Origin of the sequence: Magnetospirillum moscoviense (assembly GCF_001650635.1) — a bacterium.
In the GTDB taxonomy this organism is placed as follows: Bacteria; Pseudomonadota; Alphaproteobacteria; order Rhodospirillales; family Magnetospirillaceae; genus Magnetospirillum; species Magnetospirillum moscoviense.
On sequence record NZ_LWQU01000207.1, the window covers coordinates 16,266 to 32,051 of the forward strand.

Genomic DNA, 15,786 nt, shown 5'->3' on the forward strand with positions numbered 1-15,786 from the left:
GTGCTCCTTAGACCTGGATGTCGACGCCGGAACGGTTGCCGGCGAAGCGCCCTTGCGCCTGCTGCGCGGCGCCCGAGGCGGTGGCGTCGATTCCGGTGGGGGCGCCCTGGCGGCGGCCGCGGCCGCGACCCTGGGCATTACCTTCCTGGGCGCTCTGCTGCGAGCCTTCGCGCAGGTTGAAGGTCAGCGAGCCCGCCTCGGTCTTGTAACCGGCGTCCTCGAGAGCCTTTTCCAACCCGCGGGAGTCCTTTTGCAGGATGGCCAGGGTTTCCTTGTTGTCGGCGGTGACGGTGCCCGAGACGCGGCCGTCCTGGGCCAGGTCCAGCTTGACCTCGATGGCGCCCATCTCGACCGGCTTCAGCTGGATCTTGATGGTGTCGACACCGTCCTTGGCCTGCTTGGCGATCTGCACGTTGACCTGATCCATCACCTGCTGCTGCAATTGCTGCTGCTGGCGCGGCGCATGGGGGGCCTGCGGGGCCTGGGCCTTCGAGGTGGCCTGGGTGCCGGCCGGGCCGTTCAGGCCGGCGACGGCCTGGCCCGATTGCTGGCCCTGCGGGGCCTGCGGCTGGTTTGAGGCTTCGATCTGGGCGGCCAGGGCGGCGATGAAGGGCTTGGCCTCGGCGGCCTTGCCCTGGGCGGCCAACGCATTGTCCAGCGCCGGATTGGCGGCGATCTGCTGGCCGGCATTGTTGGTGCCCTGGCCCGAGGCGCCGTTGTTGCCGGCTGGGGTCTGGGCCAAGGCCAGCTGTTCCGGGGTCAGGCCGACATCCTGGGCCATCAACAGGTCCAGCGACGAAGCGGCATCGGTGGTGGCGGCGGCGGTCTGGACCTGGACCTTGACGGCGACGCGGGCGGCCGTGCCGGCCAGCATGTCGGCCAGTTGGTCGGCCTGGTCCTGGGCGGCCTGGTCGATCGACACATCCTCGGCGCCGTCCTTGGCCTTGCTCTTGCCGGTCTTGGCGGCGGTCGCGGCCAGGGCGGCAAATTCTGCCTGGCCGGCGGCATCGGCGTCGGACTGGGCGGTATCGTCGGTGTCGGCGGCGGCGTTGTTGACGATCGGGCCGGTCAGGTCGGCATCATCGTCTTGCACCACCACCTGGGCGGCGGCGGCCACTTCGACCTCTTCGACGTCCACGACGTCCTGAGCCACCGGCTGGATCGCCACGGCGACCACCGGGGCCTCGATGACATCGACGGTCTCGGTCTCGACCGCGACGACCTCTTCCGGGGCGGCCTGGGTCAGATCGTCGTCGGCGCTGGTGTCGAGCTTGGCCTGCTCTTCCGGGGCCGGGGCGGTGTCGGCCTTGGCTTCCGGCTTGGTGGTGGTCGGCTCGGGGCGGCTTGAAGCCTCGGCTTCCTTGCGGGGCGCCGGGCGGCTGGCTTCCTTGGGCGCGGGCCGTTCGGCCTTTTCCGGGGCCTTGGCCGGGCGGGCCTCGGGGGCCGGACGGTCGAAGCTGGCCTTCATGGCGCTTTCGGCGTTGGGCTGCGTCGCCGCGACCGAATAACGGCCACCCGACGATTGCAGGGCGGCGGCGAAGGCGTCGGCGGCGGTCTGGGCCTTGGAACCCGAGGCAGGGGTCATATTGGCCTGGTCGAACGCGCGCTTGTTGATCGAATATACCGTCATGGTCCGGTTCCCCGTAAATGGAGCCTTTGGCAGCATTTCCGGAGCAATAGGCGTGCCAGACCATGCCAATTGACCTAGTGCGCGGAAATATCACGATAAAAAATTTCACGAGCCGCCGTTGGCATGGCGCCGACCGGGAAAATCTTGCCGGGAGGGGGCAGGGATTGCCGGGTGCGTCGTTGAACCGCCCCTCTGCCTAAGCGCGGCCATCCGGCCGCTTGGCCGCTCGCTCAACGCTCGCCGGAGCCGTACGCCGCCAATGGGCGGCATGCGGCTCAATCCGGATCGGACTCGTCGTCCTTGGCCATGTTCATGATGCCGACGCCCATGCCGACGCTGCCGAAGGTGACGAACAGGCCGAAGAAGAACAGCACCAGGACCAGGATCGGATGGCTGGACGACAGCGCCAGCGTGCGCAGATGGCCCAGGTCGATGGCCAGGGTGCCGATGCCGAAGGCGGCTCCGGCGGCCAGTCCATAGACCAGATGGGTGGCCAGGTAGGTCAGGGCTTCCTTCGCCTTGCGATCAAGCGGCATGGCATGGTCCTTATCGCCCGCGGGGAAAAGTCCCTCGGCTTCGCCTCGGTGTACTTTTCCCCGAACCTTGTTCGGCGAACCCGTGCTCAAGCAAGCTTTCCGCGCGGGTTCCGTCATTTTCCCGCCATGAAGCGAGCCTTGCTCGTTTCATGGCGGCAAGAGAAATAACGCGAAAAATAGGCGCAGGGCCGCCCCAAGCCTGTTTTTCTCACCATGAATCAACGTGAGAAAGTACACCGAGCGAAGCGAGGGACTTTCTTACGGGTGATCTCACACCCATTCGCGCAGGATGGCCACCAGGGGGATGTCGGCGGGCGGCATCGGCATCTCGCCCATGCGCGCGGGCCGCACCCATTTCAGTCCCTGGCCTTCCTTGGCGATCGGGCTTCCTTTCCATGTGCGCACGGCATAGAGCGGCATCAACAGGTGGAAGGTGTCGTAATCGTAGGACGCGAAGGCCAAGGGCGCCAGACAGCTCTCGCCGACGTCGATTCCCAGCTCTTCGTGCAGTTCGCGGATCAGGGCGGCTTCCGGGGTTTCGCCGTCATGGACCTTGCCGCCGGGGAATTCCCATAGGCCGGCCATCATCTTGCCGGGCGGCCGGCTGGCCATCAGCACCCGGCCGTCGGTGTCGATCAGCGCGGCCGCCGCGACCAGCAGCATCGGCCGTGCCGCGTGGGTGGCCTTCCACTGGTCGGCGGTCAAGGCGAAGCGGGGCGACACCACCGAGCACCCGCGCGAGGCCACGGCGCATTGGCTGTGGCCGTCGGGCAGGAAGCCGGCCTTGCCCAGGACGGTCTTGGACGCCGGATTGTCGGGATGGACCATCGCCCACAGCCGGGCGATACCCAGATCGGCGAACAGGTGGCGGATCAGCCGGCGCAACGCCTCGGTGGCGTAACCCTGACCCCAGGCCTCGCGGGCGACCCAATAGCCCAATTCGGCCGAACCGTCGGGGTCCATGGTGAAGCCGATGGCGCCGATCACCTGTTTGTCGGTGGTCCGCTCCAGCGCCAGGCCGGCGCCCTGGCCCAATTGGCGGCGCTGTTCCTGCAGCAAGATGAAGGCGTGGGCGTCGGTCTCGTGATAGGGATGCGGGATGTTGGCGGTGTATTTCGCCATGTCCCAATCGTCAAGTACCGCCGCCAGCCGGGGCGCGTCGGTATGGGTGAACGGGCGCAGGCGCAGCCGGGCGGTGGCCAGCGCCGTGCCGGCCCACACCGTCCCGGCCGACCAGCAGCCCGCTTCCTCGGTCACGTCCGGTATGACCCGTTGATGTCGATATAGGCGTGGGTCAGGTCACAGGTCCACACCGTGGCCTTCGACCGGCCGACGCCCACGTCGGTCTCGATGACGATGTGGCTGCCCTTCATGTGGGCGGTCACCGGAGCCTCGTCATAGCCGGGCACCACCTCGCCGTCATGGGCGACCTCGATTCCACCGATACGGATCGACAGCTTGTCGCGATCGGCCTTTTCGCCCGACTTGCCGACGGCCATCACCACCCGGCCCCAATTGGCGTCCTCGCCGGCGATGGCGGTCTTGACCAGCGGCGAGTTGGCGATGGACAGCGCGATGCGCTTGGCCGCGCGCGTGCTGGCGGCGCCGGTCACCGTGACCTCGACGAACTTGGTCGCCCCTTCGCCGTCCTTGACCACCTGGTGGGCCAGATCCTTCAGCAGGTCGAACAGCTTGGCGCGGAAGTCCTTGAGGCGCGGGTCGGCCGGATCGGTCACCGGGGCGTGCTTGGCCTGGCCGGTGGCGAACAGCATAAGCGTGTCCGAGGTCGAGGTGTCGCTATCGACCGTGATGGCGTTGAACGAGCCCTCGACCCCCTTGGACAGCAGGGTCTGCAGCAGGTCGGCCGGCAGGGCGGCGTCGGTGAAGACATAGGACAGCATGGTCGCCATGTCCGGCGCGATCATGCCGGCGCCCTTGGCGAAGCCGTTGATGGTGACGGTGATTCCGTCGATGCGGGCGGTGCGGGTGGCGCCCTTGGGGAAGGTGTCGGTGGTCATGATGGCCCGCGCCGCTTCGGCCCAGCAATCGTCGGCCAGCTTGGGCTTCACCTGATCCAGGACGGCGGTGATCTTGTCGTCGGGCAAGGTCACGCCGATGGTGCCGGTCGAGGCGACGAACACCTCGTTCTCGGCGCAGCCGAAGGTCTTGACCGCGCCGGCGACGGTGCGTTCGACCGAGGCGATGCCGGCCTTGCCGGTGAAGGCGTTGGCATTGCCGGAATTGACGATCAGCACCCGCGCGCGGCCGCCGATCTGGGCCTGGCGGCACCAATCGACCGGGGCCGAGCGGGTCAGCGACCGTGTATAGACCCCGGCCACCGCGGTGCCCGGCGCCATTTCGACCACCAACAGGTCGGTGCGGCCCTGATAGCGGATGCCGCAGGCATGGCTCGCCAGACGGATGCCGGCCAGCGGAGGCAGGCTGGGAAACTGGGCGGGAGCCAGCGGCGAAACGGCGTCGGACACGGTGGCTTCTCCTATCCTACTTCTTGGCGGGCGGGTTGGCTTCCAGCGGCTGGCCGTCCGGGGTGAACAGCTTGACCTTGGCCTTGCCCCGCATGTCGGCGACCATCTTCTGGGCGGTTTCCTCGGCCAGTTGCTCGCGGATGGCCGGGGCGGCCTGTTCCAGCGACGGCGCGCCGGCCATGCGGCGGTCATCGACCTTGATGACGTGCCAGCCGAATTGGCTTTTCACCGGGGCGGCCGACAGTTCACCCGGCTTCATGGCGAAGGCGGCATCGGCGAATTCCTTGACCATCTCGTCCTTGGTGAAGAAGCCGAGATCGCCGCCATTGGTCTTGGCCGACGGGTCCTTGGACTTGGCCTTGGCGGTTTCGGTGAAGTCGGCGCCCTTTTTCAGGTCGGCCAGCACTGCCTTGGCGGCATCCTCGCCCTCGGTCAGGATGTGGCGGGCACGAACTTCCTCTTCCGGCTTGAACTCGGCGAGGTAGCGGTCATAGGCCTGCTTGACCGCGCCGTCGGTGATGGCGGCCTTCAGCTTGCGGTTCATCCACGCCTTGACCAGCAATTGGGATTCCAGCTCCTTCAGGGCCTGGCGGACCTGGGGGTCCTTCTCCAGGCCGTCCTTGCGTGCCTGCTCGGCGACAAGATAATTGTTGACCGTCATGTCCAGAAGCACAGGATAGGGAGCTTGGGCCGCCATCTGCGGCGGCAGCGAGCGCTGATAGGCGACGACGTCGCTGGTATGCAGCTTGGCCCCATTGATTTCGGCCACCACGGCCTCCTTGTCGGCGGCGGCGGCCAGACCCGGAACACACAGGCTCAGGACAAACAGGCGGGCAAAAGTGGTCTTCATGTTCGAACTTCCTTGCGAAACGGACGGCAACGGCCGGCGACAGGGCGGTTGAACCACAGAAACACTCCCTCGCACAAGAGGGGGGCGCGCGCTCGGTGTGGTATGCTATGCTTATGGTTGCAAAAGTGATGGCCGATTCATGACCGATCCGATAAGGAAAAGCCTATCGCTGGCGGTATTGCTGGCGCTGATCTACGCGGTCTTTGGCGTGCTGTGGGTGGTGTCGTCCGACACCATCCTGGCGCTGATGGTCAGCGACCCCGCGCGCATGACCCTGATCCAGACCTGGAAGGGCTGGCTGTTCGTCGCCATCAGCTCGGGATTGATTCTGGCGGTCGGCAACCGGTTGTTGCGTGCCGTCGAGGAATCCGAAGGCCGCTATCGGCTGATGTTCGACGGCAATCCCGAAGCGATGTTGCTCTATGACCCGGTGACCGCCCTGGTGGTCGAGGTCAATCCGGCATTCGGCCGCTTGTTCGGCTATGGCGTCGACGAGATGCGGGGAACCCCGGTCAACACCTTGTTGCCGCTGTCCGAGCGCGAGCGATTTTCCCGCGAGGTCGAGCGGTTGCGCGAATCGTCGTCGGACGAATCGATCTGGCAGGTGGTGCGCAAGGACGGTTCGTTGTTCGAGGTGGCCTCGCACGGGCAGGGGGTCTTCATCAAAGGCCGTCTGTTGCGGCTGGTCCGCATCTCGGACGTCACCGCCCGTCTGCGTTCCGAGCGGGAGCTGATCCGCGCCCTGGGCGAAGTCGCCGCCGGCAACGACCGCCTGCGCGAGTTGGGCCATGCGGTGTCGCACGACCTGCAAGAGCCGCTGCGTCAGGTCAGCAGTTTCGTCCAATTGCTCGACCGCCGCTATTCCGAGCGTCTGGACGACGAGGCCCGGCAATTCATCGCCTACGCCGTCGAGGGTGTGAAGCGGCTGAAAAGCCTGATCGGCGATTTCGAGCGGTTCGTCGAGCCGTCGTCGACGATCCGCCAGACCGTGTCGGTTCGAACCGTGGTCGATCAGACCATCCGGGATTTGCGGCTGTTGGTCGATCGTGCCGCCGCCGATATCCAGATCGGGGATCTGCCGGTGATCCAGGCCGATCCCGGCAAGTTGGCGGTGATCTTCCATGCCCTTTTGGAAAACGCCCTCAAGTTTCGCGCCGGCGACAGGCCGTGTCGCATCAGCGTTTCCGCCGAACAGGGCGAGGCCGAATACATCTTCCGCGTCACCGACAACGGGATCGGCGTCGAAGCCGGCCTGGGCGAGGACATCTTCGCCTTGTTCCGCCGCCTGCACACCCGCGACCGCATTCCCGGCAACGGCAGCGGGCTGGCCCTGGCCCGCAAACTGACCGAGGCGTTGGGCGGACGAATCTGGGCCGATCCGGCGGTTGGCGGCGGTTCGGTGTTTTCCTTCACCATTCCGCGGGTGCCGGCCTAGTTCCAACGAACTACGTCACAGAAGCCCTACAAGCAAAAGGGTTGAAAGCGGCCTTGCCGCTATGCCTTTGCGCCCTGGCTCCGGCCTGCGGCGGGGGCTAGTCTGATGAATACGAAAGGCGCCCCCATCCGGGAGGCGCCTTCATTTTTAAGAATAAGAAAGGAGGCGGACAATGAACATGCAATCCGTCCGCTGTGGTTGGCAAATTGGCAAGGGGGGCGAGAACGACCTCGAGGGACTGCACGACATTTTGGTATGCGCCAGCCGGCGTGGCTGCGGCGACTGCGTCGATTGCAGCGAGAAAGCGTTGGAAATGGTGCTGCGGGCGTCGCGCAAGCCCGCCGCACCGTCGGAGAAAGGTTAGTTCCGGCCGCTCATCTGGCCGAATTGTTTGGTGAATTCTTCGCGGACCGACAGGGCGACCGCGTCCCAGAGATTGGGGGGGATGGTTCCGGCACTTTGCCCGCCCATGCCCGTCAGCCCTTGCGCGCAGACCCAATCCGGGCTCACCGTGTGGCCGAACAGGTCATTCCTGGCCAGCGCCTTCATTCCCGCATCGCCGAATTCCTGCGCATGGGTGTTGCCATAGCGCGCCACCACCGCCGCCTGGCGGGCCAGGCCGCCGACGGCGCGCTTGGCAGAGCGGTCCTGGCAGCGTCCGGCATCGTAATGGCCGCGCAACAGGGCGATCGCATACCATTCCAGCGCGTCCTGGGTCCGCCCGGCCGCCAGCAGCCGCCGTGAAAGATCGAACAGGAACCCCGACGACACCAGGCGCTGGTGGGCCAGGGTCCAGTCGATCACCTGGGCATCCTGGGCTGGGCCCATGCGTGCGACTTGGCCGTACAGGTCGGCCTGTTTCAGCCAGTCGGTCGGCGGCGGTACCGGCAAGGGCTGCTCGGCGGCAAGGGCGGCTGGCCCGGCCAGCAGGAAAAGTGCGACGGCAAGGCGGGCAATACGCATCGGCTGGTCCTTGGGCTGGTCAGAACCGCTCGGCCAGGAAGGACTGCACGGCGCTGAACAATTGGCGGCGATTCTTTTCCATCAACAGGCTGTGGGTTCCCTCGCCGACCAGGATGTAGCGCCGCTGCGGCGCGCTGGTCAGCAAGGCGAACACCGACAACCCCATGTCGGGCGGCGTTTCCACATCCCATTCGCCCTGGATCACCAAGGTCGGCACCGAGACGCGGCCCGGCTCCCACATCGGCTTTCCGGCGGACCAGAACCGATAGAAATCGGCAACCGGCCCATTGGGAACCCGCAAGGCTCCGGGCAGCGGGTCCACCTCCTCCAGGGCGTTCAGCCAGGCCTTGCCGACCGCCTCGGGGATCAGGTCCCGCCGCTCCTTTTCTGGCGCCGATTGCCGCCACCTTTCCTTGACGGTGGACAAGGAGACGTCGCGCCACGCCCCCAAATTGTCCGGCGCCCCCGCAGGCGGCGGGGTGTCGGACAGCCATTGCGGCGAATACAGCACCAGCCGGTCGACCTTGGCCCCGGCCCGTACCGTATAGGACCCGGCCAGGGTGGCGCCCCACGACCAGCCGACCAGCACCAGCTTGTCCAGGCCCCGGCGCGACAGGATGTACTCGACCGCCTTATCGACGTCGCGCAGCGCCATCTGGGTGTCGATCGCCGGCGGGTTGGCCTCGGCCGGCTGGTCGAAGCTGGGCGGGCGGGTGGATTTGCCGTAGCCGCGGATGTCCAGGGCATAGACGTCATAGCCGCGCTGGGCCAGGAAATCCATCCAGCTACCGTTTTCCAGCGGCACGTCGAAGGTGGCGCCGCCGGGGAAGGTGGCGCCGTGCAGGAACAACACGGTGCGGTCGGCCTGATGCGGCGCGTAATAATCGGCGGGATGCTTGTTGCGCAGCGCCAGGCGGATGCCGTCGTCGCGGGCGTCGAAGCCCAGTTCTTCCGTCACCAGCGACGACAGCGGCAACAGGGTCTGGGCGGCAACCGGGCGCGCCAGGGCGGCCAAGGCCAGAATTGCGACGAAGACGCGAACCAACATCTGGGCTTCCTCCCGGGGCGACCACGCCGGCATGATGGGCGAGGCGGCCATGCCCCGTCAATCCAGGGTCAGTCCGTATAGCTGGTGGGGTCGGGAATACCGGCCTGTTCAAAGCCCTTGCGGCGCAGCCGGCAGGAATCGCAGCGGCCGCAGGCGCGGCCCTGGTGGTCGGGGTCGTAGCAGGACGACGTCAGGGCGTAATCGACCCCCAGTTCGACCCCCTTGGCGATGATCTGGGCCTTGGTCAGATCGATCAACGGGGTGTGGATGGTCAGCTTGTGGCCTTCCACCCCGGCCTTGGTCGCCAGGTTGGCCATGCGCTCGAAGGCGGCGACATATTCCGGGCGGCAATCGGGATAGCCGGAATAATCGACGGCGTTGACGCCGACGAAGATGTCGAAGGCTTCCAGCACCTCGGCCCAGGCCAGGGCGAAGGACAGCATGATGGTGTTGCGCGCCGGCACATAGGTCACCGGGATGCCGCCGGCGATGGCCGCGTCGTCGCGGTCCTTGGGCACGTCGATGTCGGCGGTCAACGCCGAGCCGCCGAAGGCGCGCAGGTCGATCTCGGCGACCCGGTGGCGTGCCGCGCCCAGGGCGGCGGCGACCCGGGCGGCGGCGGCCAGCTCGACCGCGTGGCGCTGGCCATAACGAAACGACAGCGCCCAGCATTCGAAGCCGGCCTTCTGGGCCATGGCCAGCACGGTGGCGGAATCCAGCCCGCCCGACAGCAAGACGACGGCGCGCCGTGTCATCGGTTACAGCGAGAAATGCGACTGCACGAAGGCGTCGATCTCGGCCTCGGCCCAGCCCTTGGCTGCCAGGTCGGCGCGCACGGCGGCGACGTCGATGTTGGGCCAGGTGTGGCAGCTGTCCACCGTGTGCTTGTCGGCGTCCATGATGCGGAAATCGTAAGGCCGGCTTTCGCTTTGGAAGACGTCGTAATACAGCACCTGATCGACGGCGTTGTCCGGCAGGTAGGTCAGGATGCGCGGCTTCAGGGTGTAAAGCTCTTCCGGGCCCTTGATGAACTCGGTGGCGGCGATGATCACCTCGTCGCCGGTCTGGCAGGTGCGGGCGGCGGCGCCGTTCAGGATGCAGCAGCGCGAACCCGGCTGGCCGAAGATCACGTAGGTCGACAGCCGGGCCCCGGAATTCTTGTTCCAGATATCGACGAATTCCATGGGATAGATGCCGGCCAGCGCGCACTGCTCGGGATCCAGGGTGATGGAACCGTGATAGTTCAGGTCGGCGCTGGTGACGCGGATACCGTGCAGCTTGGCACGAATGACCTTCATCATGACAAAAATCCCAAGGAAAAGTGCGGCGGTCGTTGCGGGGGAGATAGCGTCTCGGGCACAGGAAAGCAACTCAATCTTGAGCGCTGGCCTCGGGTAAAACAATTCTATTGATTTCACAGGGCGCGAGACTCAGTATCTCGGGGTTGATTCCACCCTGGACCCACGAGATATCGGTTATGGACGCCCAGAAGCTTGCCAAGGTGCTGGCGCTGGCCGCCTCGGACAACGATTCCGAGGCGCTGCACGCGTTGCGGACGGCCAAGCGCCTGCTGGAAAGCCAGGGGGCCGATTTCGTCGAACTGGCGCGCCGCGTCGCCGATCCCAAGGGCGGCACCGCCGAGGCGCTGGAAGACGCGGTGTTCGACTTGCGCAACGAGGTGCGCCGCCTGCGGGCCGAGAACGAGCGCCTGCGCCAGATCGGCCCCGGCACAGCGCAGCCCGAATCCAAGGCCGAGCCGCAAGGCTTCCAGGACGCCGCGCGCGAGGCCGCCGCCGGCATCCGCCTCAGGGCCGAACTGGCCCGGATGACGGAAGAGCTTGAAGTCGCCCGCACCGAGATGCTGCGCCTGAAATCCCACGAGGCGACCATGCACGACCAGTTCCGCGAGGCGCTGGCCGAGGCCGGCAAGTTGGGCGTGCGCCTGTCCGAGGCGGAAAGCCGGCGCATGCGCCTCGAGGCCGAGAACCGTCGCTTGTCGCACGCCAACCATGCCCTGAAGGTCGAGCTGGACGAGTTGCTGGCCCAGCGCCACCATGCCGCCGCCCAACTGGTCGCCCACGAAGTCCGCCAGGAGCTGGAAGGCAAGAAGCCGCGCAAGACCCGCTCGAAGCTGAAGGATTCCGCCGGCCAGTACGCCCTGTTGTAGGGTCCAAACTCAGTTAGGGCATGGAGTGCGCCGTGACGAATTTGCTTTCCTGGCAGGAAGAGCGCGCTGCGCGATGCGGCGCATCGCGCAAGCGGTCTGACGCCCCGGGAGAGCAAATTCGTCCGGCCCGGAGGGTTGGGTTTCCAAGGGCGCCCTGGTTCGTTGTCGCCGCTCGGCGATGCGCCGCATCGCCATCGCGTCGCCGCCTGCCATTGCGCCCTTGGAAACCCAACGCACTCCATGCCCTAATTGAGTTTGGACCCTAGGGATCATGGAATCCCGACCCAGCCTGTGGATGCGTCTGGCCGCCGCCTGCCGGACCGAGCTTGGCCATCTGACCATGATCCACCCCACCGACCGGCCGTGGGAATTGCCGGTCGGCGCCGCCATCGCCATCGGCCTGCCCTTGTTCATCGGCGCCTTCTTCGACCGGCTGGATTTCGGTCTGGCCTCGTCGCTGGGCGGATTGTGCTTCATGTATCTGCCGGCGACGGCCTTGTCGCATCGGATGGTGATGCAGATGGCCTGCGCCTTCGGCCTGATCGCCTGCTACGCCCTGGGGGTGATGAGCCAGTTCGTGCCATTGATGGCGGTGCCGGTGCTGACCTTCTCAGCCATCCTGGTCACCATGGTCTGCCGGTTCTACGGGGTCGGCATGCCCGGCAGCCTGTTCTTCGTGATGGTCGCGGCCATCGGCGCCGATCTGCCGGTCACCGTGCTGGAGGTGCCGGCCCGTGTCGGCCTGGTGGCCATGGGGGCGGTGCTGGCCTGCCTGATCGGCTTTCTTTACAGCATCCACGTCCTGCGCCGCCGGGCGCCGCAACAGCCGCCGCCGCCGACCGCCTCGTTCGATTTCGTGGTGTTCGATTCGGTGGTGATCGGACTGTGCGTCGGGTTGTCGACGGCCGTGGCCAAGGGACTGGGCGCCGAGCAGGCCTATTGGGTGCCGGTCAGCTGCCTGGCGGTGATCCAGGGCGCATCGTTGCGGGCGGTGTGGACCAAGAAGCTGCAGCGCATCCTGGGGACCTTGGCCGGCCTGCTGCTGACCTGGGGCCTGTTCCTGCTGCCGCTGGGGCCGTGGACCATCGCGCTGACCATGACCGTCCTGATCTTGGTCATCGAGACCATGGTGGTCCGCCATTACGGCCTTGCCGTCATGTTCATCACGCCGCTGACCATCCTGCTGGCCGAGGCCACCACCATGGGGCAAGGCCCGGCGGCGGATTTGATGCAGGCGCGGCTGTTCGACACCGTGCTGGGCTCGTTCGTCGGATTGCTGGGCGGCATCGCCCTGCACAGCCCGCGCTTTCGCGGGGCCGCAGGCGGTGCGATGCGGCGTTTGATCCCGGCCCGCTTTCGCGGCGGATCAGCGCCTGAGCCAGCGACGGATGCGGGCGCGGACCTCGCGGCCCGAGGGGAATAGCGGCAGTTTCGGCTTGTCGATCTCGGTCGGCTCGGTGGCCAGGCCGATCTCGGTGATGGCATCGTGAGGACCCAGCGCGCGCACGATCAGTTCCACCTCGCCCAGGCCGACGCGGTCGCCGATGCCGGGATAGCTGCCCAGGGTCTCGCGCATCCACTGCGCCACGGTGACGTCTTGCGAATCGGGCGGCATGGCCAGCCCGTACAGCAGGCCCAGATCCGACATGCGGGCGTGCGGGTCGATGGGGAAGTCGCCGAAGAACTGGCGGTCGGCCTCGGCGGCGTCGGCATGGCTGGCAAACAGGCGGTCCAACTGGGACAGGCGTTCGGGACGGGCGAACAGCCACACCAGATCGCCCGGCTTCAAGGCGTGCATCGACGCCCCAAGGAAGGAATGGCCGTCGCGCACTACCAGTGACGGGCGCGCCCAGCTGGGCAGCTTGTGGCCGCGCGCCACCAGCGAATCGGGGACGATGCGGTACGACACCAATTCGTGGCGGGTGCCGGGGATTTCCAGCTCGACGCGCTCGACCGGGCCGATCCGGCGCGGCACCACCTGGCCCAGCCAGCGGGCCACCGGGGCGATGGTCCAGCCCTGCAGGGCCAGCGAGACCAGCACCACCATGAAGGTGACGTTGAAGAACAGCCGGCCGTTCTCCATGCCCGCCACCATCGGCAGGATCGACAGCAGGATCGACACCGCTCCGCGCAGGCCGATCCAGGCGACGAAGGCGGTTTCGTTGCGGTTCATGCGAAAGGGCAGCAAGCCGACCCACACCGCCACCGGGCGGGCGACGAACATCAGCACGAAGGCCACGCCCAGGCTGGGCAGGATCAGCGGCGGGAATTGCGACGGCGTCGCCAACAGGCCCAGCGCCAGGAACATGGCGATCTGCGCCAGCCACGAGGCGGCGTCCTGGAAGCGGCGCATGGTGTCGGGGGCCGCCAGGCGGGCATTGCCGGCCAGCAGGCCGGCCACATAGACGGCCAGGAAGCCCGAGCCGCCGATCAGGGCGGTGGCGGCCATCAGCATCAGCGCCATCGACAGGGCGGCGACCGGCAACAGGCCGCGCTCGATGCCCAAGCGGTTGACGGCGGCGATGATCAGAGTGCCGCCGCCCAGGCCGGCGATCAGCCCGATCACCACTTCCATGGCCAGGTGGCCCAGAATGAAGGTGACCAGATCGTCGCCGCCGCCGCCGGTCAGGACCCGGATCATGACGATGGTCAGGAAGATGGCCATGGGGTCGTTCGAGCCCGATTCCACTTCCAGGATCGAACGCACACGGTCGCGCACATGGATGCCGCCGACGCGCAGCAGGAAGAACACCGCCGCCGCGTCGGTCGAGGCGACGATGGCGCCCAGCAGCAATCCCTGCGGCCAATCCAGCCCCAGCAGGTAATGGCCGGGCACCGCCACCAGGGCGGCGGTCAGCACCACGCCGACCGAGGCCAGCGACAACGAGGGCAGCGCCGCCTGGCGCACGCTTTTAAAAGGGGTATGGAAGCCGGCGTCGAACAGCACGATGGCCAGCGCCACGGTGCCGATGGCATAGGCGGTGCCGACATCGTCGAAGCGGATGCCGCCCAGCCCGTCCTCGCCGGCCAGCAGGCCGACGGCCAGGAACACCAACAGCAGCGGCGCGCCGACCCGAAAGGACAGCAGGCTGGAAAAGATGGAAAGGGTCACCAGACCCGAAAGAACCAGCAAGGTGATGTTCAGACTTTCGATCACCCGGTTTGGCTCCTTTGGCCGAGGTCGATGCCTCCCTCTTTTACCAGCTTACGGTCACTTGTGATAGAAACCGGCCCCGATCACGTGGTCGCCGACCTGGACGACATACGAGGTCTTGTTCTCCAGCTTGCCGGTGGTCGGGTTCTTCCACAGATAATCGACCGTGGCGGTGCCGTCGCGCTTGGCCTTCTTGACGATTTCCTGCACCACCTTCAGGCCGGCGGCATCGGTCATCTCCCAGGCGTTCTGGCCGGTGCGTTCCGGCCGGTAGCCGGTGGCCCGGTAGACCCCCTTCTTGTCGAAGGCGAACAAATAAAGCTCGCCCCGGATCCACTTGCCGGCCGGGGCGTTGAAATCGGCAAAGGCCTTGTCGGGGCCGACCGCCTTGATATGGGCGATGCCTTCCTCGACCAGGGCCTTGGCCTGCTCGAAGCTGTGGCGCGGAGCCTCGGCCTTGGCCGGTTCGGGCACCAGGTCGGCGGCAAAGGCGGGGGCACCGCCCAGAACCGCCGCTCCGACCGCAAACACCGCCAGAATCTTAACGAAAGCCATCACCCACACTCCCCGTAACGAAAAAACTTGCCCAATTCTAATATACCCTTTGCTGCACTGCAATCACCCGACGCCATTGGCCTTCAGCCAGGCCTGCAACTGTATCCAGCCATCCTTGGCCGGCTCGGCCCGATAGCTGGGGCGGTAATCGGCGTGGAAGGCGTGGGGGGCGCCGTCATAGACCTTGATCTCGGTCTTGACCTTGGCCGCCTTCAGGGCGGCGCGCATCTTCTCGACCGAGTCCAGCGAGATGCCCTGGTCGGCGCCGCCGTAAAGTCCCAGCACCGGGGCCTTGATTTCGGCGGCGATATCGACCGGATGCTTCGGGCTGTTGGCCGAGGGATCGCCGACCAGACGGCCATACCACGCCACGCCGGCCTTGAGGGAGGGATTGTGGGCGGCGTACAGCCAGACGATGCGGCCGCCCCAGCAAAAGCCGGTGATGGCCAGCTTCCTGGGGTCGCCGCCGGCGCTTTTGGCGGCCCAGGCGGCGACGGAATCCAGGTCGGCCAGCACCTGCTCGTCGGGAACCGAGGCGACGATGGTCTTCAACAGGGTCGGGATGTCGGTGATCTTCGAGGGATCGCCCTGGCGGACGTAAAGCTCGGGGGCGACGGCCAGATAGCCCAGCTTGGCCAGGCGGCGGCAGACGTCGCGGATATGTTCGTGCACGCCGAAGATTTCCTGCACCACCATCACCGTGGGCAGCGGGCCGGTGGCCTTGGCCGGGCGCGCCGCATAGGCCGGCAGCGAACGGTCGCGGGCCGGGATCAGCACGTCGGCCGTCTCCAGGCCGGCGGTGTCGGTGACGATGGCCTCGGCCCGGGCCGGCCCGGCGGCAAGCGCGAAGCCGGTGGCGGCCAGGGCGGTGCCGACGAAACCGCGACGGCTGAAATCGGGATTAAGACTCTTCAGATCGGCCAGCATGCGGACATCCTCCCCAGGATTGAATTGTTCCGACC

At 66.8% G+C, this 15,786-nt stretch carries 16 protein-coding genes and 1 pseudogene; 4 read left to right on the plus strand and 13 right to left on the minus strand.

Going from position 1 to position 15,786, the window contains the following annotated elements; all coding sequences use genetic code 11:
• Positions 1-7 precede the first annotated feature (7 nt).
• From A6A05_RS19455 to A6A05_RS19475, 6 genes and pseudogenes are all read right to left on the minus strand, one after another.
• The gene (locus A6A05_RS19455) at positions 8-1,630 is read right to left on the minus strand and encodes a flagellar hook-length control protein FliK (protein WP_068504793.1); all 1,623 of its coding nucleotides are present in this window, start codon (positions 1,628-1,630) and stop codon (positions 8-10) included.
• A gap of 275 nt (positions 1,631-1,905) precedes the next feature.
• On the minus strand, positions 1,906-2,166 hold the full coding sequence (locus A6A05_RS19460; protein WP_068504795.1) for a hypothetical protein: 261 nt from the start codon (positions 2,164-2,166) through the stop codon (positions 1,906-1,908).
• A gap of 270 nt (positions 2,167-2,436) precedes the next feature.
• Positions 2,437-2,829 (minus strand): (deoxy)nucleoside triphosphate pyrophosphohydrolase, encoded by a 393-nt coding sequence (locus A6A05_RS22280; protein ID WP_425411953.1) that lies wholly within the window; start codon positions 2,827-2,829, stop codon positions 2,437-2,439.
• A gap of 123 nt (positions 2,830-2,952) precedes the next feature.
• Positions 2,953-3,423: pseudogene (locus A6A05_RS22285) on the minus strand (GNAT family N-acetyltransferase); the annotation flags it as partial.
• Positions 3,420-4,652 carry a bifunctional glutamate N-acetyltransferase/amino-acid acetyltransferase ArgJ gene (gene argJ, locus A6A05_RS19470; RefSeq protein ID WP_068504798.1) on the minus strand — a complete coding sequence of 411 codons (1,233 nt, stop codon included), beginning with the start codon at positions 4,650-4,652 and terminating at the stop codon, positions 3,420-3,422. The pseudogene A6A05_RS22285 and the gene argJ, both read right to left, overlap by 4 nt.
• A 16-nt stretch (positions 4,653-4,668) precedes the next feature.
• Positions 4,669-5,502: a peptidylprolyl isomerase gene (locus A6A05_RS19475; protein WP_068504801.1), complete on the minus strand. Its 834-nt coding sequence runs from the start codon at positions 5,500-5,502 to the stop codon at positions 4,669-4,671.
• A gap of 139 nt (positions 5,503-5,641) precedes the next feature.
• On the opposite strand from A6A05_RS19475, the gene A6A05_RS19480 reads away from it, so the two are divergent.
• A complete protein-coding gene (locus A6A05_RS19480) occupies positions 5,642-6,937 on the plus strand; it encodes a sensor histidine kinase (RefSeq protein ID WP_068504802.1) in 1,296 nt (431 codons plus the stop codon).
• Between the two features lie 172 nt (positions 6,938-7,109).
• On the plus strand, positions 7,110-7,301 hold the full coding sequence (locus A6A05_RS19485) for a hypothetical protein (protein WP_068504804.1): 192 nt from the start codon (positions 7,110-7,112) through the stop codon (positions 7,299-7,301).
• On the opposite strand, the gene A6A05_RS19490 is transcribed toward A6A05_RS19485, so the two are convergent.
• The 4 genes from A6A05_RS19490 to A6A05_RS19505 all read right to left on the minus strand — a co-directional run bounded on the left by A6A05_RS19490 (position 7,298) and on the right by A6A05_RS19505 (position 10,249).
• Positions 7,298-7,900: a hypothetical protein gene (locus A6A05_RS19490; RefSeq protein WP_068504805.1), complete on the minus strand. Its 603-nt coding sequence runs from the start codon at positions 7,898-7,900 to the stop codon at positions 7,298-7,300. The two genes, A6A05_RS19485 and A6A05_RS19490, sit on opposite strands and share 4 nt — an antisense overlap.
• 19 nt (positions 7,901-7,919) lie before the next feature.
• Positions 7,920-8,948, minus strand: coding sequence for an alpha/beta hydrolase (locus tag A6A05_RS19495; RefSeq protein ID WP_082911097.1), 1,029 nt, complete (start codon positions 8,946-8,948; stop codon positions 7,920-7,922).
• A 68-nt stretch (positions 8,949-9,016) separates the two neighbouring features.
• On the minus strand, positions 9,017-9,703 hold the full coding sequence (queC, locus tag A6A05_RS19500; protein ID WP_068504807.1) for a 7-cyano-7-deazaguanine synthase QueC: 687 nt from the start codon (positions 9,701-9,703) through the stop codon (positions 9,017-9,019).
• 3 nt (positions 9,704-9,706) lie between these two features.
• Positions 9,707-10,249, minus strand: coding sequence for an aspartate 1-decarboxylase (locus A6A05_RS19505; RefSeq protein ID WP_068504809.1), 543 nt, complete (start codon positions 10,247-10,249; stop codon positions 9,707-9,709).
• Between the two features lie 176 nt (positions 10,250-10,425).
• On the opposite strand from A6A05_RS19505, the gene A6A05_RS19510 reads away from it, so the two are divergent.
• Positions 10,426-11,115, plus strand: a complete 690-nt coding sequence (locus tag A6A05_RS19510) for a hypothetical protein (RefSeq protein ID WP_068504810.1) — start codon at positions 10,426-10,428, stop codon at positions 11,113-11,115.
• Positions 11,116-11,386: 271 nt separating this feature from the next.
• The gene (locus tag A6A05_RS19515) at positions 11,387-12,538 is read left to right on the plus strand and encodes an FUSC family protein (RefSeq protein WP_068504813.1); all 1,152 of its coding nucleotides are present in this window, start codon (positions 11,387-11,389) and stop codon (positions 12,536-12,538) included.
• Here the strand turns inward: A6A05_RS19515 and A6A05_RS19520 are convergent.
• The 3 genes from A6A05_RS19520 to A6A05_RS19530 all read right to left on the minus strand — a co-directional run bounded on the left by A6A05_RS19520 (position 12,482) and on the right by A6A05_RS19530 (position 15,751).
• Complete coding sequence (locus A6A05_RS19520) at positions 12,482-14,272, minus strand: potassium/proton antiporter (protein ID WP_068504815.1); 1,791 nt, start codon at positions 14,270-14,272, stop codon at positions 12,482-12,484. The genes A6A05_RS19515 and A6A05_RS19520 overlap by 57 nt on opposite strands.
• Before the next feature lie 54 nt (positions 14,273-14,326).
• Entirely contained in the window at positions 14,327-14,824 is a 498-nt protein-coding gene (locus tag A6A05_RS19525) for a cache domain-containing protein (RefSeq protein WP_082911093.1), read from the minus strand.
• A 63-nt stretch (positions 14,825-14,887) separates the two neighbouring features.
• The gene (locus A6A05_RS19530) at positions 14,888-15,751 is read right to left on the minus strand and encodes a dienelactone hydrolase family protein (protein WP_068504816.1); all 864 of its coding nucleotides are present in this window, start codon (positions 15,749-15,751) and stop codon (positions 14,888-14,890) included.
• Positions 15,752-15,786 lie beyond the last annotated feature (35 nt).

Bases quoted from the DNA above. Each gene is read 5' to 3' on its own strand.
- A6A05_RS19455 (WP_068504793.1), bottom strand. From the start codon at position 1,630: ATGACGGTATATTCGATCAACAAGCGCGCGTTCGACCAGGCCAATATG.
- A6A05_RS19460 (WP_068504795.1), bottom strand. From the start codon at position 2,166: ATGCCGCTTGATCGCAAGGCGAAGGAAGCCCTGACCTACCTGGCCACC.
- A6A05_RS22280 (WP_425411953.1), bottom strand. From the start codon at position 2,829: ATGCTGCTGGTCGCGGCGGCCGCGCTGATCGACACCGACGGCCGGGTG.
- A6A05_RS19475 (WP_068504801.1), bottom strand. From the start codon at position 5,502: ATGAAGACCACTTTTGCCCGCCTGTTTGTCCTGAGCCTGTGTGTTCCG.
- A6A05_RS19480 (WP_068504802.1), top strand. From the start codon at position 5,642: ATGACCGATCCGATAAGGAAAAGCCTATCGCTGGCGGTATTGCTGGCG.
- A6A05_RS19485 (WP_068504804.1), top strand. From the start codon at position 7,110: ATGAACATGCAATCCGTCCGCTGTGGTTGGCAAATTGGCAAGGGGGGC.
- A6A05_RS19490 (WP_068504805.1), bottom strand. From the start codon at position 7,900: ATGCGTATTGCCCGCCTTGCCGTCGCACTTTTCCTGCTGGCCGGGCCA.
- A6A05_RS19495 (WP_082911097.1), bottom strand. From the start codon at position 8,948: ATGTTGGTTCGCGTCTTCGTCGCAATTCTGGCCTTGGCCGCCCTGGCG.
- queC (WP_068504807.1), bottom strand. From the start codon at position 9,703: ATGACACGGCGCGCCGTCGTCTTGCTGTCGGGCGGGCTGGATTCCGCC.
- A6A05_RS19505 (WP_068504809.1), bottom strand. From the start codon at position 10,249: ATGATGAAGGTCATTCGTGCCAAGCTGCACGGTATCCGCGTCACCAGC.
- A6A05_RS19510 (WP_068504810.1), top strand. From the start codon at position 10,426: ATGGACGCCCAGAAGCTTGCCAAGGTGCTGGCGCTGGCCGCCTCGGAC.
- A6A05_RS19515 (WP_068504813.1), top strand. From the start codon at position 11,387: ATGGAATCCCGACCCAGCCTGTGGATGCGTCTGGCCGCCGCCTGCCGG.
- A6A05_RS19525 (WP_082911093.1), bottom strand. From the start codon at position 14,824: ATGGCTTTCGTTAAGATTCTGGCGGTGTTTGCGGTCGGAGCGGCGGTT.
- A6A05_RS19530 (WP_068504816.1), bottom strand. From the start codon at position 15,751: ATGCTGGCCGATCTGAAGAGTCTTAATCCCGATTTCAGCCGTCGCGGT.